A 23,164-nucleotide genomic window follows, 5' to 3' on the forward strand; every position below is an offset into this window, starting at 1 on the left:
AAGCTGAAGTCCTGTTCCTTCGCGGTTGCCGCCTTGCGGTGGCCCCTGCGTCGGGGGAGGGAAAGTATGTCCCTATCTGGGTCGTTTGTGAAGGGGGTACGCGACATTTTTTCACGTCGCCTCCCTCCCATTCATGCTGGAGGGGGTCCGGATCGCCCGGACCCCTTGTGCCGCTTAGGCCGCGACCAGCAACACGCGTGCGAAGGTGCGCTTGCCGACCTGCAGCAGGCCTTCGAAGCCGGGCACGAACACCTGCTGGGCGTCATCCACCACCTCGCCATCGACCTTCACCGCACGCTCTTTGAGCTTGCGCGACGCCTCCGAGTTGCTCGGGGTCAGGCCGGCCGCCGTCAGCAGGGCACCGATCCGCAGGCCTTCGGCCGGGATGCTTACTTCCTGCAGCGGCAGCAGGGTCACATCGCCCTGCCCGGTCACGGCGGCGTTCCAGCCGGCGATGGCCTGCTCGGCGGCCGCGGCATCATGGAAGCGGGTGGTCAGCTCACGCGCCAGGCGCAGCTTCACCTCACGCGGGTTCAACCCGCCCGCCTCGACCTGCACGCGCAGGGCCTGGGCCTCGGCCTGGCTGATATCAAAGGAGAGCAGCTCGATCCAGCGCCACATCAGGTCGTCGCCGATCTTCATGGTCTTGGTGACGATGTCGATGGCCGGTTCGCTGATACCAATATAGTTGTTGAGCGACTTGGACATCTTGGCCACGCCGTCCAGGCCTTCCAGCAGCGGCATGGTCAGCACGATCTGCGGCTTCTGCCCGTAGTGCTCCTGCAGGCCACGGCCCATCAGCAGGTTGAACTTCTGGTCGGTCCCGCCCAGTTCGACGTCCGCTTCCAGCGCGACCGAGTCGTAGCCCTGCACCAGCGGGTACAGGAACTCGTGCAGCGCGATGGACTGCTGGGCGGCATAGCGCTTGGCGAAGTCGTCGCGCTCGAGCATGCGCGCCACCGTGTGCTGGCCGGCCAGGCGGATCATGTCGGCGGCGGCCATCTTGCCGAACCACTCCGAGTTGAAGCGCACTTCGGTCTTCTCGCGGTCGAGCACCTTGAAGACCTGGTCTTCATAGGTACGCGCGTTGGCGAGCACGTCTTCCTTGGTGAGCGGCTTGCGGGTGACGTTTTTGCCCGAAGGGTCGCCGATCATCCCGGTGAAGTCGCCGATCAGGAAGATCACCTGGTGGCCGAGATCCTGGAACTGGCGCAGCTTGTTCAGCAGCACGGTATGCCCCAGGTGCAGGTCCGGGGCGGTGGGGTCGAAGCCGGCCTTGACCCGCAGCGGACGGCCGCTTTCCAGACGCTGGCGCAGTTCGTCGGACTTGAGGATCTCATCGGCGCCTCGCCCGATCAGGGCAATGGCTTCTTCAATCGAGGACACGTGACAACTCCCGGCAATGCCTTATTTAAATGAATGACGTTAAGTACAAGTTAACCGCAGGTGCTTCACAAAAACCAATAGGCACAAGGGTTTGACGCGGTATTTATACCTGTCTATGTTACCGACGTTTGGGCCCGCGCTCCCGGGCCAGCCAGGAACAGACCGACGATGCTCAATTCCGATCAAGGCCGCGCGCGAAAGCAGCGCTTCAAGGAACGTCTCCACGTCCTCCACGACACCGCCCTCCATCGGAAGCTCAAACAGCATCTTCCCGCGGCCTTCAACCAGCGCTGGACCCGCCGCCACTGGATGCATGCCAGCCTGTTCGCCACCATCGGCGCCCTGGTGGCCACGATCGTCCCCGGTTTCTCGCACACCATCGATTCGCCCTACTCGGTCAGCCATTCGACCCTGGCGCTGCCGTTGCCGCCGCTGTCGCTGGAACGCCAGCAGCAGACCCCGGGCGACAGTTGGCAGGTGCTGCGCGTGCAGCGCGGCCAGACCCTGAGCAATCTGTTCGACCAGGCCGGCATCCCGGCCACGGTGATGCACCAGGTGCTGGAGCACCCGGGTGTCCGCGACTCGCTGACCAAGCTGCGCCCCGGCGCGGAGATCGCCTTCGACCTGCCGCTGTCCGGTCAGCTGCGCACGATCCGCTTCGACCGCGATGCCGACAATCGTGTCGAGCTGTCCCTGGCCGGCGACAAGATCACCGAGACGGTGAGCAAGCGCGAGACCTCGACCCGCCGCGTGGTCGCCAGTGGCGAGATCACCAGCTCGCTGTATGCCGCCGCGCGCAAGGCCGGGCTGTCGCCGTCGGCGATCGCGACGATGACCGACGAGATCTTCAAGTACGACATCGACTTCTCCAAGGACCTGCAGCCGGGCGACCGTTTCAGCGTGGTGATGGATGAAACCTGGCGCGAAGGCGAGAAGGTGGACACCAGCAAGATCCTCGCGGCGACCTTCAGCTCGGGGGGCAAGACCTACAGCGGCTTCCGCTTCGACCGCAACGGCAAGTCCGAGTACTTCGATGCCAGCGGCCGCCCGCTCAAGAAGAGCTTCATCCGCATGCCGATCCAGTTCGCGCGGTTGAGCTCCAGCTTCGGCGCGCGCAAGCACCCGGTGCTGGGCAAGATGCGCATGCACAAGGGCGTGGACTACGCCGCGCGCACCGGCACCCCGATCATGGCCGCCGGCGATGCCCGCGTGCAGTTCGCCGGCGTGCAGCGCGGCTACGGCAACGTGGTGATCCTCGACCACGGCCGCGGCCACACCACGCTGTACGGGCACATGTCGCGCTTTGGCAGCATCAAGACCGGCCAGCGTGTGGCCCAGGGCACGGTGATCGGCTACGTCGGCTCGACCGGCATGGCCACCGGCCCCCACCTGCATTACGAATTCCGCGTCAACGGCGTGCACCGCAACCCGCTGTCGGTGACGATGCCGCCGCCGGAGCCGCTGCAGGGCGCCGAACTGGCCGCCTTCCGTGCGCAGACCGCGCCGGCGTTGGCGCGCATCCAGGGCATGGAGAAGCTGATCTACGCCGACGCCAGCCCGGCACCGGATGCCAAGGCCGCCGAGACCGCCACGGCGAAGGCCGGCAAGCCGGCCAAGTCCAACCGCGGCTGATCGCATCGATTGACGGCGGCAGCGGGTTGCGCGGAAGCTGCACGCAACCCGTTGGACCGCCTGGCCATGACCTCTGCTGTTGATCCCACCACCCCGATCTACCTGGGCCTGATGTCCGGCACCAGCGCCGACGGCATCGATGCCGCGCTGGTGCAGTTCCCCGCCGAGGGCGGCTGCCGCTTTGTCGATGGCCTGACCCACGCGTGGGATCCGGCGATCCGCGCCGAGCTGATCGCCCTGGGCGAAGGCGGGACCATCACCTCACTGGACGCGCTCGGCCGGCTCGATGCCCAAGTCGGGATCACGTTCGCCGCGGCCGCCAACCGGCTGCTGGACAGCGCGCGCATCGACCGCGCCCAGGTGCACGCCATCGGTTCGCACGGGCAGACCGTACGCCATCGGCCGCTGGCCGATCCCGCCTTCACGATGCAGATCGGCGACGCCAACCGCATCGCCGAACTGACCGGCATCACCACCGTGGCCGATTTCCGCCGCCGCGATGTCGCCGCCGGCGGCCATGGTGCGCCGCTGATGCCGGCCTTCCACTTGGCGATGCTGGGCGACAGCGACGAAGACCGCGCCGTGCTCAACCTGGGTGGCATCGGCAATCTCACCTTGATCCCGCGCGAAGGCACGCCGCGCGGCTTCGATACCGGCCCGGCCAATGCGCTGATGGATGCCTGGTGCCAGCGCCATCGCGGCGAGCCCTTCGATGCCGATGGCGCATTCGCGGCCAGCGGCCAGGTCGATACGGCGCTGCTGGCACGCTGGCTGGCCGATCCGTGGTTCGCGCTGCCGCCGCCCAAGAGCACCGGGCGCGAGCAGTTCCACCTGGACTGGGCGCAGGCACAGCTTGGCGAGGGACAGGTCTCCGGCGCGGACGTGCAGGCAACGCTGTTGGAACTGACCGCGGCGACGGTGGCCGATGCGCTGCTGGCGCACCTGCCGGGCGCCAAGCGGGTGCTGGTCTGCGGCGGCGGCGTGCGCAATCCGCAGCTGCTGCGGCGGCTGGGCGCACGCCTGCCGGGCGTGCTGATCGAATCCAGCGCGGTGCACGGGCTGGACCCGGATTATCTGGAGGCGATGGGGTTTGCGTGGCTGGCGCAGCGCACGCTGGCGGGGTTGCCGGGCAACCTGCCGAGCGTGAGTGGCGCGCGGGGACCACGGATTCTGGGGGCGATCCACCCCGCCTGAGAGGCCGTGGCGGCGGGCGATGCCCGGCTACAGCGCCTGCGCGTCGGGCAAGGCCTGCAGGGCGGCGATGGCATCGGCGAGTGCGTCGACCTCGGGATCGTGAAAGCCGCTGCGGACCTCCAGTTCGCTGGCGAACAGGCCCTGTTCCAGCAACGCCACGCAGGTGTCCTCGCGGCTCCAGCCGCGCGCCACCGCGATCCGGCGGATACGTTCCAGCAACAGCGGGTCCACATCCCGCAGCAGTAGATCAGCCATCGTTCTCCCCGTTGGCGCGCCGCCATCCCCGCGGCGACTGTGCCGGCATGATCCATCAGGCTCTGTCGGCACGCAAACCACTCAGGCGGTGCTGCGGTCCCGGATCCGTGGCCACAACCAGATCAGCAGCAGCAGGGTCGGGATGACCGTGGTGGCGCTGAGGATGAAGAAGGTGCTGTAAGAGCTCGCCTCCACGATGTAACCGGAGACGCCGCCGACGAACTTGCCCGGCAGGTTGGCCAGCGAGACCAGCAGCGCGTATTGGGTGGCGGTGAAGTTGCGATCGGTCAGCGAGGACATGAAGGCGACCAGCACCGTACCGGCGAACCCCTGGAACAGGTTGTCCGCACTCAGCGCCGCGTAGAACGCCCATAGCTGGCCCGGGTTGTGCGCCATCAGCAGGAACGCCAGGTTGGACAGCGCCACGCCCAGCGCGGCGACCAGCAGCATGCGGCGGAAGCCGAACGCCGCGACCGCGATACCGCCAAGGAACGCACCACCGATACCCATCCACACCCCGAACAGCTTGGAGACGGTGGCGATGTCGGCCTTGGTGAAACCCGAATCCAGATAGAACGGGCCGGCCATCACCCCGATCACCTGGTCAGGGAACTTGTAAAGCCCGACGAAGGCCAGCAGCACCAGCGCCAGCACCACCCCATTGGTGCTGAAGAAGCTGGCGATCGGCTGCCAGAACGCACCGAAGAAATCGATCCGGCGCTGGATACGCACTTCCGGCTGTTCCGGCTCGCGGCACAGCAACGTGGTGATGATCGGCAGGATCATCAACGCGGCCATGGCCAGGTAGGCCACGATCCAGCTCTCGAACTGGGCCAGGTACAACGCGCCCGCGCCGGCCAGGATCAGGCCGATGCGATAACCCAGCGTATAGGTCGCGGCCAGCGCCGCCTGCGCGCTCTCCGGTGCGATCTCGATGCGGTAGGCATCGACCACCGAATCCTGGGTGGCACCGGCGAACGAGGCCACCAGCACCCACAGCACCAGCGGGGTGACACCGAGTTCGGGGCGGACGAAGGCCAGCGCGAACAGCCCGCCGGTGACGCCGATCTGCGAGGCCAGCAGCCACGAGCGGCGGCGCCCGAGGAAGCCGATCAGCGGGAACGCGTAGCGGTCGATCAGCGGCGCCCAGACGAACTTCATCAGATAGAAGAAGCTGGCCAGGCTGATCAGCCCGATGCTGCCCAGGTCCAGGCCGACATCGCGCAGACGGGTGGATAGCGTCTGCGAGGCGATCAGCAGGAACGGCAGACCGCTGCCGAAGCCCAGGAAGGCCATCGTCAGCGCCGAGGGCGTGCCGAAGGCACGCTTGATCCCGGCCCAGCCCTTGTAGGACACCGGCTCGACCGCTTCGGTCATGGGGCGTAGTCCACCGTGAACGGCGCATGGTCGGAGAAGCGCTCATCGCGATAGACCGAGCAGCTGCGCAGACGATCGCGCAGGCCCGGGCTGACGAACTGGTAATCGATGCGCCAGCCGACATTGTTGGCGCGCGCCTGGCCGCGGTTGCTCCACCAGGTGTAGTCCTCGCCCTGCGGGTGCAACAGGCGGTAGGCATCCGTCCAGCCCTGGCCGGCGGCGATGTCCAGCGCCTGCTCGGCGTCCACGCACTGGCCGTTGAGCCAGTCGCGCTCGGGCGGCAGGCAGCCGGAGTTCTTCTGGTTGGATTTCCAGTTCTTGATGTCCAGCGCGGAGCGCACGATGTTCCAGTCGCCACACAACACGTAGTCGCGGCCGCTGGCCAGCCAGCCGGCCAGGATCGGGCGCAGCCACTCCATCACTTCGTACTTGAACCCCTGGCGCAGATCGCCCGAGCTGCCCGACGGGATGTAGAAGGAGACCACGCTGAGGTTGCCGTAGCGGGCCTCGATGTAACGGCCTTCATCGTCGAACGGCGCCCAGCCCAGCGAGGTGATCACCTGGTCAGGCTCGCGTTTGCTGTAGATCGCCACGCCGCTGTAGCCCTTCTTGGTGATGGCGTCGCGGTAGAAGCAGTGGTGGCCGTCCGGGCGGAACATCGGGTCGGTCAGCTGGTCTTCCTGGGCCTTGGTTTCCTGGATGCACAGGACGTCGGCGTCCTGGGCGCGGAACCACTCGAGAAAGCCCTTGGTGGCGGCGGAACGGATGCCGTTGGCGTTGAAACTGATGATGCGCATGCTGACCCGGGTCTGGAACGATACCCGCAAGAGCATACCGTTTCGGCCCTTGCAGGGGCTGGCTGGAAACGGACACGATTGCGGCCCTCCGTCGCTTGCTGAAGCCGTCTCGCCACCCTGTGCGACACCGGGCCGCAGGGCGCCGCGAGCGGAAAAGTGCGGGCATGCATTAGGATTTGCGCTCCAAATGAATTGAATTGAGTCTTGATGAGCGACCATCGCCACCGTTTCCTGCAACTGGCCCTGACCGCCGATGCCCTGCGTTTCGGCCAGTTCACCCTGAAGTCCGGCCGCCTGAGCCCCTATTTCTTCAATGCCGGGCGGTTTGATTCCGGCGCGCGCATGTCCCAGCTGGCGGCCTGTTACGCCGATGCCGTGGAAGCGACCGGGCTGAAGTTCGACGTCGTGTTCGGCCCGGCCTACAAGGGCATTCCGCTGGCCACCGCGACCGCCTGTGAATTCGCCCAGCGCGGCCGCGACCTGCCGCTGTCGTTCAACCGCAAGGAAGCCAAGGACCACGGCGAAGGCGGCAATCTGATCGGCGCCGATATGAATGGCAAGCGCGTGCTGATCGTCGATGACGTGATCACCGCCGGCACCGCGATCCGCGAAGCACTGGCGATCATCAAGGGCGCCGGTGGCACCCCGGCCGGCATCGTGGTGGCGCTGGACCGCCAGGAGATCGCCTCGGAAACCGACCGCCGTTCGGCCGCGCAGGCCGTGGCCGAAGAGGCCGGCATTCCGGTGGTCGCCGTGGCCACGCTGGCCGACCTGCTTGATTTTGCCTCCGGAAATCCGGAACTTGTCGGCTACCGGCAGCCGCTGGAGGACTATCGTTCCCGCTACGGCAGCCGTCCTACGCGTTGAGAGCAGGGGGCTTTCACCATGTCCAGGTTTGCCACGTTCACCGTTGTCGGCCTGTTGCTGGCCGTGCCGCTGTTGCCTGCCCAGGCGCAGAAGCGCGCGGCCGATGCGACACCGAAGAAGCTGTACTGCTGGAACAAGGGCAGCGAGCGGATCTGCAGCGACGCCCTGCCCCAGGAGGCGGTGAACAGCGCGCGCGAGGAGTTCAACCTGCGCAGCGGCATGCGCAGTGGCGAAGTGCAGCGTGCGCTGACCGAGGAGGAACGCGCCGACGCTGCGGCGCAGGCCGCGCAACAGCGCCTGGACCAGGCCGCCGAGCAGACCCGCCAGCGCACCGAGCAGGCGATGCTGGCGACGTACGAAAACGAGGAGGACCTGCGCCGGGTGTTCGCCGAGCGCAGTGGCATCCTGGACAACAACATCCATACCGCCCGTTACAACGTGGCCAGCGTGCGTGATGCGCTGGTCACCCTGCTGGCCAGCGCGGGCAACCGCGAGCTGGATGGGCAGCCGGTCCCGGACAAGCAGGCCGAGCGCATCCGCGCCCGGCATGCCGAGCTGGTCGCGCAGCGACGCATGCAGGCCTCGTTCGAGCAGCAGCGCCGGGCGCTGGACGTGGAGATCGAGGGCACGCTGCAGCGCTATCGGTTGTTGAAGGGCATCGCGAGCGATCCGCGCGGATAACGGCGGATAGGCGATGGCGGTGAAAAGGAAGGCGGCCCCGGGGGGTCGCCTTTTTTTATGCACTCTTTACGCGCGGCGCCGGTTTCGGGCGTGGAGCGTTTATGCCGGGCAGGCAGACCATGGGCGCCTGACGTGGAGTGGTTCCACCTGGACGTCCCATGAGCCCGTATCTGCCTGTCTTCCCCGCCGGTGCCCAGTGCACCGCGCGCCCCCTTTCCCGCGTTTGAGGCCACGACCATGTCTGCCTGGCTTTCCCTGCTGTGCGGCGTGCTGGTGCTGGTTGCCGCCGCCTACCTGCTGTACGTCGTGCTTCGGCCCGAAACCTTCTGACCGGAGCCGACCATGACCGAGATCCTGTTGATCCTGCTGGCCAGCATCGTGCTGGCCTTTCCGCTTGGGCTGTACCTGGCCCGGGTGATGCGCGGTGGCCCGATGCGCGGCGACGCGCTGTTCGGGTGGATTGAAAAACCGCTGTACCGGCTGCTCGGGGTCAACCCGGCCCGCGGCATGTCCTGGCGTGGCTACGTCGGTGCCTTCCTGCTCAGCAACGTGGTGATCGCGGTGCTGGTGCAGGCGGTCTTCATGACCCAGGCCTGGCTGCCGTTCAATCCCGACCAGATTCCCAACATGCGCTGGGATACCGCGCTGCACACGATGGTGTCGTTCCTGACCAACACCAACCAGCAGCACTACTCGGGCCAGGCGCAGCTGTCCTATTTCTCGCAGATGACCGCGATTACCGGCCTGCAGGTGGTGACGCCGATGATGGGCCTGGCGCTGGTGGTGGCCACCCTGCGTGCGCTGTTCGGCGCGCGTCCCGAGGATGTGCCGGCCGACCAGGCCGCACTGCTCAGTGCGGACCGCCGCGTCGACGTGGGCAACTACTACGCCGACGTGGTGCGCTCGTGCGTGCGCTTCATGCTGCCGCTGTGCCTGCTGTGGGCGGTGCTGCTGACCAGCCAGGGGGTGCCTTCGACGCTCGCCGGCGGTCCGCAGGCCACGCCGATCGATGCCGCGGCCGGCATGGAGACGCAGAAGCTGCCACTCGGCCCGGTCGCGGCGATGGTCGCGGCCAAGCAGCTGGGCACCAATGGTGGTGGCTGGTACGGCCCCAACAGCGCGATGCCGCTGGAGAACCCGACCCCGCTCTCCAACGCGCTGGAACTGATCGGCATCCTGCTGATCCCGATCGCGGTGATCTTCATGCTCGGCGCGTTCACCGGGCGCAAGCGCCTGGCCGGGCTGGTGTTCGGTTGCATGCTGGCGATGTCCAGCGTGTCGATCGCCGCCACGGTGTGGCTGGAAGGCCATTCGGCCACGGCGGCCAGCCCGCTGCTGATGGAGGGCAAGGAAGTGCGCTTCGGTGCCGACGGCACGGGCTTGTGGGCCGCGGTCACCACCCAGGTGTCCAACGGTTCGGTCAACGGCATGCATGACTCGCTCAGCCCGCTGGCCGGCGCCGTGCCGATGGTCAACATGCTGGTCAACGCGATCTGGGGCGGCATCGGCTGTGGCCTGCAACAGTTCATCGTGTACCTGCTGCTGGGCGTGTTCCTGGCCGGCCTGATGACCGGGCGGACCCCGGAACTGCTGGGCCGCAAGCTGGAAACGCCGCAGGTGCGCTTGCTCGCGCTGCTGGTGCTGCTGCAGCCGATCACCATCCTGGGCTTCACCGCGTTGACCCTGGCGATCCCGTCGATCACCGGCACCTCCAATCCCGGCTTCCACGGCATCAGCCAGGTGTTCTACGAGTACACCTCGGCGTTCGCCAACAACGGCTCGGGCTTTGAAGGCCTCGGCGACGCCACCGTGTGGTGGAACCTGAGCTGCACCCTGGTGCTGCTGCTGGGCCGCTATCCGGTACTGGTGATCCCGTTGATCGTGGCCGCGCAGCTGGCGGCCAAGCGGCGGGCGCCGGAATCGGCCGGCACGCTGCAGATCGAAACCCCGACCTTCGCGCTGACCCTGATCGCGCTGATCGTCATCCTCACCGTATTGCAGTTCATGCCGGCACTGGTCCTTGGCCCGGTGGCCGACCACCTGTCGCTGACACTGCACTGAGACCGCCTCCCATGAGTACGTATCCGTTGAACGTTTCTTCCCACCGCCGCCAGCGCCTGCTTGATGGCGCGGGCTGGCGCCGTGCCCTGCGCGATGCCGTGATCAAGCTCTCGCCGCGGCATCTGCTGCACAGCCCGGTGATGGCCGTGGTGATGGCCGGCACGGTGGTCAGCGCGCTGGTCACGCTGACCGGCAATGCACCACTGGGCTTCGGCCTGGCAGTCACCGCGATCCTGCTGCTGACCGTACTGTTCGGCAACTTCGCCGAGGCGGTGGCCGAAGCGCGTGGCCGGGGCCAGGCCGCCTCGCTGCGGCGTGCCCGCCAGGACCTCAGCGCGCGCCGGCTGGCCGCCGCGCATGCCGGGGCCAGCGAGACCCAGGTGTCGGCCGCCGAGCTGCGGCCGGGCGACCATGTGATCGTCAGTGCCGGGGAGCTGATCCCGGCCGATGGCGAGATCGTGCAGGGCCTGGCGACCATCAACGAAGCCGCGGTGACCGGTGAATCGGCCCCCGTGCTGCGCGAAGCGGGTACCGACCGCAGCGGCGTGATCGGCGGCACCAAGGTGCTCTCCGACCAGATCATCGTGCGCATCACCGCCGAGCCGGGGCACAGCTTCCTGGACCGGATGATCGCGCTGGTGGAAGGTGCGAACCGCCAGAAGACCCCGAACGAGGTCGCCCTGACCCTGCTGCTGGCGGCGATGACGCTGACCTTCCTGGTGGTGGTGGCCACGCTGCCGGCGATCGGCGCGTTCGTTGGCGTGCAGGTCGATCCGCTGCTGCTGATCGCACTGCTGGTGTGCCTGATCCCGACCACCATCGGCGGGTTGCTGCCGGCCATCGGCATCGCCGGCATGAACCGTGCGCTGGCCGCCAACGTGCTGGCCAAGTCCGGCAAGGCGGTGGAAGTGGCCGGCGACGTGGACGTGCTGCTGCTCGACAAGACCGGCACGATCACCCATGGCGACCGCCAGGCCACCCACTTCCATGCGCTGGCGGGGATTGATGCCACGCAGCTGCGCGAAGCGGCGCTGCTGTCGTCGCTGGCCGACCCGACGCCGGAAGGTAAATCGGTCGTGCGTCTCGCGCGTGAACAGGGCTGCACCACCGCCGAGCCGGACCGCGCGGACTACCTCGCGTTCTCTGCGCAGACCCGCATGTCCGGTGTGGATCTGGACGGTGGCCGCCGCATCCGCAAGGGCGCCTCCGATGCGATCACCGCCTACGTGCGTGACCTGGGCGGCACCGTGCCTTCGGAGCTGCCGGGCCGCGTGGAGCAGGTGGCGCGCAACGGTGCCACCCCGCTGGTGGTGTGCGAAGGCCGCCACGTGCTGGGGGTGATCGAGCTCTCGGACGTGGTCAAGCACGGCATGCGCGAAAAATTCGCGCAGCTGCGCGCGATGGGCATCCGCACGGTGATGATCACCGGCGACAACCCGCTGACCGCCGCGGCGATCGCTGCCGAGGCCGGCGTGGACGATTACATCGCCGAGGCCCGCCCTGAAGACAAGCTCGCGCGCATCCGTGCCGAGCAGGCCGGCGGGCGGCTGGTGGCGATGGTCGGCGACGGCACCAACGATGCGCCGGCGCTGGCCCAGGCCGACATCGGTCTGGCGATGAACTCCGGCACGCAGGCGGCCAAGGAGGCTGGCAACATGGTCGATCTGGATTCGGATCCGGCCAAGCTGCTGGCCGTGGTGGAAGTGGGCAAGCAACAGCTGATCACGCGTGGTGCGCTGACCACCTTCTCGCTGGCCAACGACGTCTCCAAGTACTTCGCGATCCTGCCGGCGCTGTTCGCCTCGACTCTGCCGGCGATGGCCGCGTTGAACGTGATGCACCTGTCCAGTCCGCGCAATGCGGTACTGGCGGCGCTGATCTTCAACGCGCTGGTGATCCCGGCGCTGATCCCGCTGGCGTTGCGCGGAGTACGTTTCCGCCCGGCCACGGCGACCGCACTGCTGCGCCGGAACATGCTGGTGTACGGCCTGGGCGGCGTGCTGCTGCCGTTCGCGGCCATCAAATTGATCGACCTCTTCCTTGTCTCGGTGTTCGGCGCATGAACCGCTCGATTGCTACTTCCGTTGCCCGGCCGGCGCGCAGCCGCGCTGCCACCTCCACCCAGCTGCAGCAGGACAGCGCCTGGCGCCCGGCCCTCGTGCTCGGCGTGAGCAGCCTGCTGCTGCTCGGCCTGGCCTATGCGGTGGCCACCACCAGCGTGAGCCGGCTGCTGTTCCCGGCGCAGGCCGACGGCAGCCTGCTGCTCCGCGATGGGCAGGTGCGTGGTTCGCAGCTGATCGCCCAGCCGTTCGTCGGCGATGGCTACTTCCAGGCGCGGCCGTCGGCGGCCAATTACGACCCGATGGCCGCGGCCGGCAGCAACATGGCGCGCAGCAATCCTGCCCTGCAGGAGCGCGTGCGGACCACCATCGCCGCGGTGGCCGCACGCGAAGGCGTGACCGCCGCCCAAGTACCCGGCGATCTGGTGACCCAGTCCGGCGCCGGCATGGACCCGGAGATCTCCCCGGCCGCGGCGCAGGTGCAGATCGCGCGTGTGGCACGCAGCCGCAACCTTCCCGTCGATCGCGTCGCCGCGCTGGTGCAGGCCAACACCCTGGGGCCGCAATGGGGTGTGTTCGGCCAGCCGCGGGTCAACGTGATGACCCTGAACGTCGCGCTGGACGCGCAGCAGGGCAATGCCCGGCTGTACGGTATGCCTTGATGCGCTGCGTACCGCCCCGGGCGCACAATCCCCGCCCATGAGCGACTCCCGTACCCGCCAGGCCGATGCCCTGGTCGACACCCTGCAGCGCGAAGCCGGCGGCAAGCTCACCGTGTTCCTCGGTGCGGCGCCCGGCGTGGGCAAGACCTTCAGCATGCTCACCCGCGCGCATGAGCAACTGCGCCGCGGGGTGGACGTGGTGATCGGCCTGGTGGAAACCCACGGCCGCGCCGAGACCTCGGCGCTGCTGGCAGGCCTGCCGCAGGTGCCGCTGCTGCAGCGCGAGTACCAGCAGCACGCGCTGGAAGAGATGGACCTGGATGCGGTGCTGGCGCGTCGTCCCGCCTTGGTGCTGGTCGACGAACTGGCCCACCGCAATGTGCCCGGGAGTCGGCACGAGCGGCGCTGGCAGGACGTGATGGAGCTGCTCGATGCCGGCATCGATGTGTGGACCACGGTCAACATCCAGCATCTGGAAAGCCTCAACGACGTGGTCATGCGCATCACCGGGGTCCGGGTCAGTGAAACCGTGCCTGATGCGGTGCTCGACCGCCTGCACGACATCGCGCTGGTGGACCTGCCGCCGCGCGAGCTGATCGAGCGTCTGCAGCAGGGCAAGGTCTATGTGCCGGAGCAGGCCGCGCAGGCCCTGCAGGCGTTCTTCTCGCCGGCCAACCTGACCGCCCTGCGCGAGCTGGCGATGCAGGAAGCGGCCGACCGCGTGGACAGCAGCCTGCGCGAAACCCGTGCCGCGCGCGGCGAAGGCAACCTGCCACTGCGCCGCCGCGTACTGGTGGCGATCGATGGCGGCGGCCAGAGCGAGTACCTGGTGCGGGTCGGCCGACGCATCGCCGAGCGGCGCGATGCGCCGTGGACGGTGGTGACCGTGCAGACGCGCGCACATGACGAGCAGACCCGGCGCGAGATCGATGCCGCGTTCGCCCTCGCCCGCCGCCTCGGTGGCGAGGCCGAACTCCTGCACGGCTCCAGCATCGCCGATGCGCTGCTCGACCATGCCGCGCACAACGGCGTGTCCACGCTGGTGCTCGGCCGCACGCGCGAGCGGCCGCTGGCGCGCATGCTCAACCGTACGCTGACCCAGCAGCTGATCCGGCGCGGCGCGCATTTCGAGATCACCATCATCGGCACACCGCAGGCCCGCGCACGTGCGCGGCGGTCCGGACTGTCGATGCCCAGCCGCAGCGCCGGCAAGGATGCACTGCTGGCACTGGGTGCCACCGCGACCGCCTGCCTGGTGGCCCTGGTCGCCGAGCACTGGATCGGGCTGTATGACCTGTCGATGGTGTTCATCGTGGCGGTGGTGATGGTCGCCGCACGCAGCCGTACCAGTGCCGCGGTGATCGCCGCGGCGCTGTGTTTCCTGGCCTACAACTTCTTCTTCATCGCGCCGCGCTTCACCTTCGCGATCAGCGCGCGCCAGGGTGTGATCACGGTCTTCCTGTTCCTTGCCGCGGCACTGGTTGCCGGGCGGTTGGCCTCGCGCCTGCGCATGCAGGTGGTCGCGTTGCGCGCCGCCAACCGGCACGCGCATGCGCGCCAGGCACTGGGCCGGCAACTGGCCAGTGCGGCGAGCAACGAGCAGGTCGCGCAGGCCGGCCGCGAGGCACTGGAACAGGCAATGGACGCCCCGGCGTGGCTGCGCATCGGGCAGTACACCAGTGCCAGCGGCAGCGCCGCCCCGGGCGACACCGATCTGGCCGCGGCCGACTGGGCGCACCGGCATGGCCAACCCAGCGGACGCTTCACCGATACGCTGGCCGGTGCTGGCTGGTGGTTCCTGCCGCTGCTGGATGGCGACGACCGCGCGATCGGCGTGGCCGGCATGCGCTTCCCGCGCGAGGCACCGCGGCTGACACCGGAACAACGGCAACTGGCCGAAGCGATGGTGGACGACATCGCGCAGGCCGCGCTGCGTACCCAGCTGGTGGCCGATCTGGAAAAGGCGCATGTCAGCAACGAGACCGAGCGGCTGCGCTCGGCGTTGCTGTCGTCGGTCTCGCATGACCTGCGCTCGCCGCTGGCCGCGATGATCGGCTCGGCCGACAGCCTCTCCAGCTATGCCGATGCGATGGACGCCAGCGACCGGCGCGCCCTGCTCGATACCATTCTGGTCGAAGGCGAACGCCTGGACCGCTACATCCAGAACCTGCTGGACATGACCCGGCTCGGCCATGACGGGCTGCAGATCAACCGCGACTGGATCGGCGTGGACGAGCTGGTCGGCTCGGCCGCGCGCCGCCTGCAGCGCTATCAGCCGGATGTACTGCTGAAGCTGGATATTCCGGCTGCGCTGGCACCGATCTGGGTCCATCCGGCGCTGGTCGAGCAGGCCGTGTTCAACGTGATGGAGAACGCGGCAAAGTTCTCCCCACCCGGTGCCGCGGTGGAGGTGCAGGCGCGGTTGGTCGAGGGCGAACTGCGCATCGACGTGCTCGATGCCGGCCCCGGCATCCCGGACGATGAACGTGCGCGCATCTTCGACATGTTCTACAGCGTGGAGCGCGGCGACCGCGGCCGGCATGGCACCGGGCTGGGCCTGACCATCTGCCAGGGCATGATCGGCGCGCATGGCGGCAGCGTGCAGGCGCTGCCGGGGCGCGACGGACGCGGTACCCTGATCCGCATCACCCTGCCCTTGCTGCACCCCCATCCTGCCGATGACAACGACGATTCCTGAGGCTTCCCACGGCGTGCCCCCGGCCCGCGTCCTGGTGATCGACGACGAAGCGCAGATCCGGCGTTTCCTGGAGATCAGCCTGCGCGCCCAGGGCTACCGCGTATCCCAGGCCGCGACCGGCCAGGCCGGGCTGGAGGCATTGGTCGGTGAAGGCGCGGATCTGGTGATCCTGGACATCGGCCTGCCCGACATGGAAGGCCATGACGTGCTGCGCGAGCTGCGCCAGTGGAGCCAGGTGCCGGTGATCATGCTGACCGTGCGCGCCAGCGAGACCGAGAAAGTGCGGGCGCTGGATGCCGGCGCCAACGACTACGTGACCAAGCCGTTCGGCACGCAGGAACTGATGGCGCGCGTGCGGGCGCTGCTGCGCTCGCGCACGGTATCCAGCGAAGGCGTGTTGCCGCAGTTCGATGATGGGCACCTGCATATCGACCTGGTACGGCGCGAAGTGCATCTGGACGGCGCGCCGGTGGCGTTGACGCGCAAGGAGTACGCGCTGTTGTCGCTGCTGCTGCGCAATGCCGGGCGGGTGGTGACCCAGCCGCAGATCCTGCAGGAGATCTGGGGACCGACCCACCAGCACGACACCCATTACCTGCGGATCCTGGTCGGCAAACTGCGCCACAAGCTGGACGATTCGGCGCTGGATTCGCGGTATCTGTTCACCGAACCGGGCGTGGGGCTGCGGTTCAAGGGGTAGGTACCGATTGCTGGTCGGTACCCCCGCAGCTCAGAAGCCCAGTTCCACACCCGGCAGCAGCGGCTGCAGCTGCGCGCGGAACAGCGCCTTGATGCGCTCCAGCGCGGCTTCGTCATCGGCTTCGAAGCGCAGCACCAGCACCGGCGTGGTGTTCGATGCGCGCACCAGACCCCAACCATCGGGGAAGTCGGCACGCAGTCCGTCGATGGTGGACAGGCGTGCGCCGGTGAACGGCGAGTCCTCCACCTGCACCGAGGAGACGAACAACGACACCAGCGCATGCGGCGTACCCGCATCGACCGGCACCTTCAGCTCCGGGGTGGAGACGCTGTCGGGCAGCTCATCCAGCACCTCGGCGGGCGTCTCCTCGCGCTGGGCCAGGATCTCCAGCAGGCGCGCGGCGGCGTACAGGCCGTCGTCGAAGCCGAACCAACGCTCCTTGAAAAAGAAGTGGCCGCTCATCTCGCCCGCCAGCTCGGCGTCGGTCTCGCGCATCTTCGCCTTCATCAGCGAATGGCCGGTCTTCCACATCAGCGGGCTGCCACCGTTGCGCAGCACGTAGTCGGACAGCTTGCCGCTGCACTTGACGTCGTAGATCACCAGCGCGCCGGGGTTGCGCATCAGCACATCGGCCGCGAACAGCATCAACAGGCGATCGGCGTAGATGATCTTCCCTTCGCGGGTGACCACGCCGAGGCGGTCGCCATCGCCATCGAACGCCAGGCCGATATCCGCGTCGAAGCGCTTCACGGTCTGGATCAGGTCTTCCAGGTTGTGCGGGTCGCTCGGGTCGGGATGATGGTTCGGGAAGCTGCCGTCCACATCGCAGTACAGCGGAATGACTTCGGCACCGATCGCCTCCAGCAGCGGCTGGGCCAGCTCGCCGGCCACACCGTTGCCGGCGTCGGCGACCACCTTGAGCGGGCGGTCCAGCTGCACGTCATCGGCGATGCGCTGGATGTAGTCGGCGTTGATCTCGCGGGTCTGGAAGCTGCCCGGCTCGGCCGCCACGTGCAGCTGGCCATCGCGGATACGGTGGTACAGCTCGGTGATCGCATCGCCGGACAGGGTTTCGCCGCCGACCACGATCTTGAAGCCGTTGTAGTCGGGTGGATTGTGGCTGCCGGTCACCGCCACGCAGCTGCCGGCGCGCAGGTGGTAGCTGGCGAAGTACACCACCGGGGTCGGCGCCAGGCCGATATCGGTGACGTTGCAGCCGGCGCGGCGCAGGCCTTCGATCAGACCGGCGGTGAGTTCGGGGCCGGACAGACGGCCATCGCGACCCACCACGATGTCGCGCAGGCCCTGGACCTGCAGGACCGAACCGATCGCCTGCCCGATCAGGGCGGCGACCTTGGGGGTCAGCTCGCGGCCGACCACGCCGCGGATGTCGTAGGCGCGGAAGATCCCGGGGGCAACCGCTTCGCCCGGTACGGACGGCGACGGCGGTGCTGCCTCGTCAGTGCGCTCGACGGCGGCCACGGCAAGCGGCGCCTGGGCGAGGCTTTCGCTCAGGGTCGGGCCGGCATCGGTGGCACTGTCGTCGGCACCGCGGCGGCGCGGCAAGGGCACCTTGCCTTTGCCCAGCACCAGCAGCACGGCGATCAGCAGCAGCAACACGGCGACGACCGCACTGGAAATCGCCCCCAGCCCCAACGGACCCGGTTCGACATCCGGCACGGCAGCCGACAGTCGCAGGCCACTGCGCCCGATCGGACGTGCCAGCGCTTCGGCGCCGCCGGACAGCCCGCGGCTGCCCTTTTCGATCACATTGTGATTGCCCTGGCGCAGCGCGAGGTAGCCGGCGCCTGGCACCGCGACCTGATCGAACACGCCGGTCAGCCGCAGCAGCGGCTGGCGGACGTAGACGACAGCCGGGCCCTGCGGGCCGAGATCGACCGCGGCCGCCAGGCCGAGGCGTTGCCCACCTGCATCGCGCACCACGCGGGCGACCGGCGCGTCGTCGGCGATGGCCGCTTCCAGCAGGGCCAGGCGCGAGTAACCGAAGGCCTTCGGGTCGGCATAGGCCGCATCGAGGTCGGCGGTCAGGATCTGGACGTCTTCCACGCCCGGCCAGCCTTCACGGATGGCGACGGCGGCACTCTGTGCGTTGCCACTGGCCAGCGCGCTGGCGACGCGCTCGGTCTTGAGCACCTTGCCCAGCTTGCCCGCCTGTCCGGTCAGGGCCGTCTGCAGGCCCTCGACCATGCGGTCGCGCGATTGCTCCAGCGCGTTGCCGACCGCCGCCTGGCGCCATTGGTGCACACCGCTCCACCCGAACCAGACCGCCAACAGCACCAGCAGCACGGCCAACAGCGGCACCGAGCGCCCTGTCGTCCACCGCGGCCGTCCTTCCGCCTTCGCCTTGCTCATGAAGCTCCCCTGTCAGCGCACCCCGGTATGGCCGAATCCACCCGTTCCCCTGGCGCTGTCGGTGAAAGTATCCACTACCTGAAGGGCGACGCGTGCAATCGGCAACACCACCAGCTGGGCGATGCGATCGCCGGGCTGCAGGGTGAACGGCTCGCGGCCGCGGTTCCAGGCACTGATCAGCAGTGGGCCTTGGTAATCGGCGTCGATCAGGCCGGTCCCGTTGCCCAGCACGATGCCGTGGCGGTGGCCCAGGCCGGAGCGCGGCAGCACTACGGCCGCCAGGTTCGGGTCGGCGATGTGGATGGCGATGCCGCTGGGAATCAGCGCAGTGTCACCCGGCTGCAGGGTGAGCTCGGTCTCCAGCGCAGCGCGCAGGTCGAGCCCGGCGCTGTGCTCGGTCGCGTAGGCCGGCAGCGGCCATTCGTCGCCGAAACGTGGGTCGAGCAGCTTGACCTGCAGGGGCTGGAGGGAGGAATCGATGGTCATGCGTGCAACCTCTGGGCAATCAGGGACAACAGTTGTTCGGCGAGCACGGCCTTGGAGGTGCCGGGGAATACTTGTTCGCCGCCCTGCCAGTAGGCCGTGGCCGCATTTTCATCGCTTTCGAAACCGCCGGTGCTGATCCCGACCTGGTTGGCGATCACCAGGTCCAGTCGCTTGTCGACCAGCTTGCCGCGCGCGTACTTTTCCACGTCGTGGGTTTCGGCGGCAAAGCCGACCACCAGCTTGAGCGCGTTGGTCTGCGCGGCGACCTCGGCCAGGATGTCCGGCGTACGCACCAGTTCCAGAGTGAGGCTCTGGGTGCCGGCGGTCTTCTTGAGTTTCTGCGGCGCCACCTGGCGCGGGGTGTAATCGGAGACTGCGGCCGCACCGATATAGATGTCGGCCGGCAACGCAGCGAGCACCGCTTCGCGCATCTGTGCGGCCGAGCGCACATCGACACGCTGCACGCCCGCAGGCGTGGCCAGCTGGACCGGGCCGCTGACCAGCACCACCTGCGCGCCCAGGCGGGCGGCGGCGGCGGCCAGGGCATAGCCCATCTTGCCGCTGCTGCGGTTGCCGACGTAACGCACCGGGTCGATGTCTTCATAGGTGGGACCGGCGCTGATCAGCACGCGCAGGCCCTTCAGTTCGCTGGCGGCCGGCGGCTCGGCAGCGGCCGGCGCGTGCAGCCCGGCCAGCGCGGCGACGATCGCGTGTGCTTCGCTGAGCCGCCCGGGGCCGGACTCGCCTTCGGCCAGCGGGCCATCTTCGGGCCCGATCACCTGCGCACCGCGCTCACGCAGCAGACCGATGTTGGCCTGGGTGGCCGGGTGCAGCCACATGCGGTGGTTCATCGCCGGGCACACGGTCAGCGGCGCGGTGGTGGCCAGGCACAGCGTGGTGACCAGGTCATCGGCGTGGCCATTGGCCAGGCGCGCGAGCAGATCGGCGGTCGCGGGGGCGACCAAGATGCGGTCGGCCCAGCGGGCCAGCTCGATATGGCCCATCGCCTGCTCGGCCGCGCTGTCCCACAGGGTGGTGCGGGTCGGCTGGCCGGACAGGGCCTGGAAGCTCAGCGGGGTCACGAACTGCTGGGCCCCGGCGGTCATCGCGACCTGCACCTGGGCCCCGGCATCACGCAGGCGGCGCACCAGTTCCAGCGACTTGTAGGCAGCGATCCCGCCACCAACGCACAACAACAGCTTCTGGCCTTCCAACGGGCGCGCGGACGCCGGAGAAGCCTGGGGGGAGTCAGCCACCTTGGGTGTTCCTGTCGAACCGAGGCGATTAGCTTACCCGATGGTCCGTAAGCCGCCTGATGCGCCAGCGGCATAAGGAGGCAGGTTTTCGTCATAAGCCACGCACGGAACCATGCCGATGCCCTGCATTTACCGACACGATGCCGCCCGGTTCACCGATGGTGGACGGCTCGGCATCGTTGGAGACTGAGACCATGTCGATCCGAGACTGGCCCAGCACCGAGCGTCCCCGCGAAAAGCTGCTCGCCCAGGGCGCCGGGGCTCTGTCCGATGCCGAACTGCTGGCGATCTTCCTGGGCTCGGGCCTGCGCGGGCGCGACGCGGTGGAGACCGCGCGCGACCTGCTGCAGGCCCACGGCCCCCTGCGTAACCTGCTTGACCTGCCGGCCACCGCGCTGGCCGCACTGCCCGGTCTGGGCCCGGCACGCAGCTGCAAACTGGTGGCCGGGCTGGAACTGGCACACCGGCACCTGGCCGCCGAACTGGCCCGGGGAGAGGGCCTGCGCGACCCTGCCGCCGCCGGGCGCTACTTCAAGCAGCGGCTGCGGGCCCGGCCGAACGAGGTATTCGCCGCCCTGTTCCTGGACAACCAGCACCGCACGCTGGCCTGCGAGGAGCTGTTCAGCGGGACCGTGGATGCCGCGGCGGTCTATCCGCGCGAAGTGGTCCGTCGCGCCCTGCTGCACAACGCGGCGGCGGTGATCGTCAGCCATAACCACCCCTCGGGCAGCGCCGAGCCCTCGTTGGAGGACCGCCGGATCACCGCGCTGCTGCAACAGGCCCTGGCCTTGGTGGATATCCGCCTGCTCGACCATGTCGTGATCGGCGACGGAGCACCGGTATCGATGGCCGCGCGTGGCTGGATGGGCGCGGGAACGGCCTGATCCTGCGCGGGAAGCGCCCCGCTCGGCCGCGGTTCAATGGATCGGGGTGGCTTCTGGGCTAAAATTGCCGATTCCGCCGCTCCAGTCCCAAAGCAGGCCTTGTGAAAAATCTCCTCCGCGCCCTGATCAGCCAAGGCATCGAAGCCTTGCGCGCCAACGGCACTCTGCCGGCCGATACCCTGACCCCGGAATTCGTGGTCGAACGCCCGAAGACCCGTGAGCACGGCGATTTCGCCACCAACGCCGCGATGCTGCTGGCCAAGCCGGCGCGCAGCAACCCGCGCGCCCTGGCCCAGGCGCTGCTCGATGCGCTGCCCAAGAGCGATGACGTGGCCCGCGTCGAGATCGCCGGCCCGGGCTTCATCAATTTCCACCTTGCCCCCAGCGCTTACCAGCGCGAAGCGACCAGCGTGCTCAAGGAAGGCGCCGATTACGGCCACAACCTGAGCGGCAACGGCCGTACCGTGGGTGTGGAATATGTGTCGGCCAACCCGACCGGTCCGCTGCATGTCGGCCACGGCCGCGCGGCGGCGATCGGTGACTGCCTGGCGCGCCTGCTGGAAGTGAATGGCTGGAATGCCAAACGCGAGTTCTACTACAACGACGCCGGCGTGCAGATCGAGAACCTGGCACTGTCCACCCAGGCGCGTGCGAAGGGCCTCAAGCCCGACGACGCCGGCTGGCCGGAGGCGGGCTATCGCGGCGACTACATCCAGGACGTGGCCAACGCCTACCTGGCCGGCGCCACGGTGGAACTGGAAGGCCACTCGGTGGTCGGCGAGCGCGATCCGGACAACCTCGATGCGATCCGCCGCTTCGCCGTGGCCTACCTGCGCAACGAGCAGAACCAGGATCTGGCCGCGTTCGGCGTGGATTTCGATATCTACTTCCTGGAAAGCTCGCTGTACAAGGACGGCAAGGTCGAAGAGACCGTCGCCCAGCTCAATGCGGCCGGCCATACGTATGAGGAAGGTGGCGCGCTGTGGCTGCGCTCGACCGACTTCGGTGACGACAAGGACCGCGTGATGCGCAAGTCCGACGGCACCTACACCTACTTCCTGCCGGACGTGGCCTATCACCTGAGCAAGTGGCAGCGCGGTTACGAGCGTGCGATCACCGAGCTGGGCGCGGACCACCACGGCTCGCTGGCGCGTGTGCGCGCCGGCCTGCAGGCGCTGGACGTCGGCATCCCGAAGGGCTGGCCGGAATACGTGCTGCACCAGATGGTGACGGTGATGCGCGGCGGCGAGGAAGTGAAGCTCTCCAAGCGTGCCGGCAGCTACCTGACCCTGCGCGACCTGATCGAAGAAGCCGGCCGCGATGCGACCCGCTGGTTCCTGATCGCGCGCAAGCCCGATTCGCAGCTGACCTTCGACATCGATCTGGCCCGCCAGCAGAGCAATGACAACCCGGTGTTCTACGTGCAGTACGCGCATGCCCGCGTCTGCAGCCTGCTGCGCCAGGCGCAGGAGAAGGGCCTGAGCTACACGCCGGCCGAAGGGCTGGCCGGTCTGTCGTCGCTGGGCGATGAAGCCTCGCTGTGGCTGATGGTGGAAATGTCGCGCTTCCCGGAAGTCGTCGAAGCGGCCGGCCTGGCGCTGGAACCGCACCTTATCGCGCAGTACCTGCGTGAATTGGCGCACGCCTTCCACACGTGGTATCACGGCACGCAGGTACTGGTGGCCGACGCAAGCGAACGCAACGCCAAGCTGACGCTGGCCTGCGCCGCGCGCCAGGTCCTGGCCAATGGTCTGAACATCCTGGGCGTGTCCGCCCCGGAAAAAATGTAAGCAGT

At 68.2% G+C, this 23,164-nt stretch carries 19 protein-coding genes; 12 read left to right on the plus strand and 7 right to left on the minus strand.

Annotated features, from left to right (window positions below):
- Nucleotides 1-174: 174 nt before the first annotated feature.
- Nucleotides 175-1,386, minus strand: a complete 1,212-nt coding sequence (tyrS, locus tag AC07WC_RS07320) for a tyrosine--tRNA ligase (protein ID WP_495209422.1) — start codon at nt 1,384-1,386, stop codon at nt 175-177.
- Nucleotides 1,387-1,554: 168 nt separating this feature from the next.
- Between tyrS and AC07WC_RS07325 the strand changes: the two genes are divergently transcribed.
- Both AC07WC_RS07325 and AC07WC_RS07330 read left to right on the plus strand, forming a co-directional pair.
- Nucleotides 1,555-3,018, plus strand: a complete 1,464-nt coding sequence (locus AC07WC_RS07325) for a M23 family metallopeptidase (protein WP_495209423.1) — start codon at nt 1,555-1,557, stop codon at nt 3,016-3,018.
- Nucleotides 3,019-3,084: 66 nt separating this feature from the next.
- The gene (locus AC07WC_RS07330) at nt 3,085-4,212 is read left to right on the plus strand and encodes an anhydro-N-acetylmuramic acid kinase (protein ID WP_495209424.1); all 1,128 of its coding nucleotides are present in this window, start codon (nt 3,085-3,087) and stop codon (nt 4,210-4,212) included.
- A 27-nt stretch (nt 4,213-4,239) separates the two neighbouring features.
- Here the strand turns inward: AC07WC_RS07330 and AC07WC_RS07335 are convergent, their stop codons facing one another.
- From AC07WC_RS07335 to AC07WC_RS07345, 3 genes are all read right to left on the minus strand, one after another.
- Complete coding sequence (locus AC07WC_RS07335) at nt 4,240-4,467, minus strand: hypothetical protein (protein WP_495209425.1); 228 nt, start codon at nt 4,465-4,467, stop codon at nt 4,240-4,242.
- Nucleotides 4,468-4,548: 81 nt separating this feature from the next.
- Entirely contained in the window at nt 4,549-5,844 is a 1,296-nt protein-coding gene (locus AC07WC_RS07340) for an AmpG family muropeptide MFS transporter (RefSeq protein WP_293979457.1), read from the minus strand.
- The gene (locus tag AC07WC_RS07345; RefSeq protein WP_495209426.1) at nt 5,841-6,641 is read right to left on the minus strand and encodes an exodeoxyribonuclease III; all 801 of its coding nucleotides are present in this window, start codon (nt 6,639-6,641) and stop codon (nt 5,841-5,843) included. Before AC07WC_RS07345 ends, AC07WC_RS07340 begins: the two co-directional genes overlap by 4 nt.
- Before the next feature lie 207 nt (nt 6,642-6,848).
- Here AC07WC_RS07345 and pyrE point away from each other — a divergent pair, with 207 nt between their 5' ends.
- The 8 genes from pyrE (at nt 6,849) to AC07WC_RS07385 (ending at nt 16,370) form a co-directional block, all read left to right on the plus strand.
- Nucleotides 6,849-7,508 (plus strand): orotate phosphoribosyltransferase, encoded by a 660-nt coding sequence (gene pyrE, locus AC07WC_RS07350; RefSeq protein WP_046272987.1) that lies wholly within the window; start codon nt 6,849-6,851, stop codon nt 7,506-7,508.
- Between the two features lie 18 nt (nt 7,509-7,526).
- On the plus strand, nt 7,527-8,189 hold the full coding sequence (locus tag AC07WC_RS07355) for a hypothetical protein (RefSeq protein ID WP_495209427.1): 663 nt from the start codon (nt 7,527-7,529) through the stop codon (nt 8,187-8,189).
- Nucleotides 8,190-8,426: 237 nt separating this feature from the next.
- Nucleotides 8,427-8,519, plus strand: a complete 93-nt coding sequence (locus AC07WC_RS07360; RefSeq protein ID WP_019183961.1) for a potassium-transporting ATPase subunit F — start codon at nt 8,427-8,429, stop codon at nt 8,517-8,519.
- Nucleotides 8,520-8,531: 12 nt separating this feature from the next.
- On the plus strand, nt 8,532-10,250 hold the full coding sequence (gene kdpA / locus AC07WC_RS07365; RefSeq protein ID WP_495209428.1) for a potassium-transporting ATPase subunit KdpA: 1,719 nt from the start codon (nt 8,532-8,534) through the stop codon (nt 10,248-10,250).
- Between the two features lie 11 nt (nt 10,251-10,261).
- Nucleotides 10,262-12,313 (plus strand): potassium-transporting ATPase subunit KdpB, encoded by a 2,052-nt coding sequence (kdpB, locus tag AC07WC_RS07370; RefSeq protein WP_495209429.1) that lies wholly within the window; start codon nt 10,262-10,264, stop codon nt 12,311-12,313.
- The gene (kdpC, locus tag AC07WC_RS07375) at nt 12,310-12,972 is read left to right on the plus strand and encodes a potassium-transporting ATPase subunit KdpC (RefSeq protein ID WP_495209430.1); all 663 of its coding nucleotides are present in this window, start codon (nt 12,310-12,312) and stop codon (nt 12,970-12,972) included. The genes kdpB and kdpC overlap by 4 nt, the downstream gene beginning before the upstream one ends.
- Nucleotides 12,973-13,009: 37 nt before the next feature.
- The gene (locus AC07WC_RS07380; RefSeq protein WP_495209431.1) at nt 13,010-15,670 is read left to right on the plus strand and encodes an ATP-binding protein; all 2,661 of its coding nucleotides are present in this window, start codon (nt 13,010-13,012) and stop codon (nt 15,668-15,670) included.
- The gene (locus tag AC07WC_RS07385; protein ID WP_495209432.1) at nt 15,651-16,370 is read left to right on the plus strand and encodes a response regulator transcription factor; all 720 of its coding nucleotides are present in this window, start codon (nt 15,651-15,653) and stop codon (nt 16,368-16,370) included. Before AC07WC_RS07380 ends, AC07WC_RS07385 begins: the two co-directional genes overlap by 20 nt.
- A 30-nt stretch (nt 16,371-16,400) precedes the next feature.
- Here AC07WC_RS07385 and AC07WC_RS07390 read toward each other — a convergent pair whose 3' ends face one another.
- From AC07WC_RS07390 to coaBC, 3 genes are read right to left on the minus strand one after another with little or no spacing between them, the layout of a single operon-like run.
- Entirely contained in the window at nt 16,401-18,743 is a 2,343-nt protein-coding gene (locus tag AC07WC_RS07390) for a phosphomannomutase/phosphoglucomutase (protein WP_495209433.1), read from the minus strand.
- Between the two features lie 12 nt (nt 18,744-18,755).
- A complete protein-coding gene (dut, locus tag AC07WC_RS07395; RefSeq protein WP_046272982.1) occupies nt 18,756-19,229 on the minus strand; it encodes a dUTP diphosphatase in 474 nt (157 codons plus the stop codon).
- Entirely contained in the window at nt 19,226-20,485 is a 1,260-nt protein-coding gene (gene coaBC / locus AC07WC_RS07400) for a bifunctional phosphopantothenoylcysteine decarboxylase/phosphopantothenate--cysteine ligase CoaBC (RefSeq protein WP_495209434.1), read from the minus strand. Before coaBC ends, dut begins: the two co-directional genes overlap by 4 nt.
- A 194-nt stretch (nt 20,486-20,679) precedes the next feature.
- On the opposite strand from coaBC, the gene radC reads away from it, so the two are divergent.
- A complete protein-coding gene (radC, locus tag AC07WC_RS07405; RefSeq protein ID WP_495209435.1) occupies nt 20,680-21,369 on the plus strand; it encodes a RadC family protein in 690 nt (229 codons plus the stop codon).
- Between the two features lie 101 nt (nt 21,370-21,470).
- The gene (argS, locus tag AC07WC_RS07410) at nt 21,471-23,159 is read left to right on the plus strand and encodes an arginine--tRNA ligase (RefSeq protein ID WP_495209436.1); all 1,689 of its coding nucleotides are present in this window, start codon (nt 21,471-21,473) and stop codon (nt 23,157-23,159) included.
- The last annotated feature ends 5 nt before the right edge of the window (nt 23,160-23,164 follow it).

It is taken from the genome of Stenotrophomonas sp. GW821-FHT01H02A (assembly GCF_059422145.1).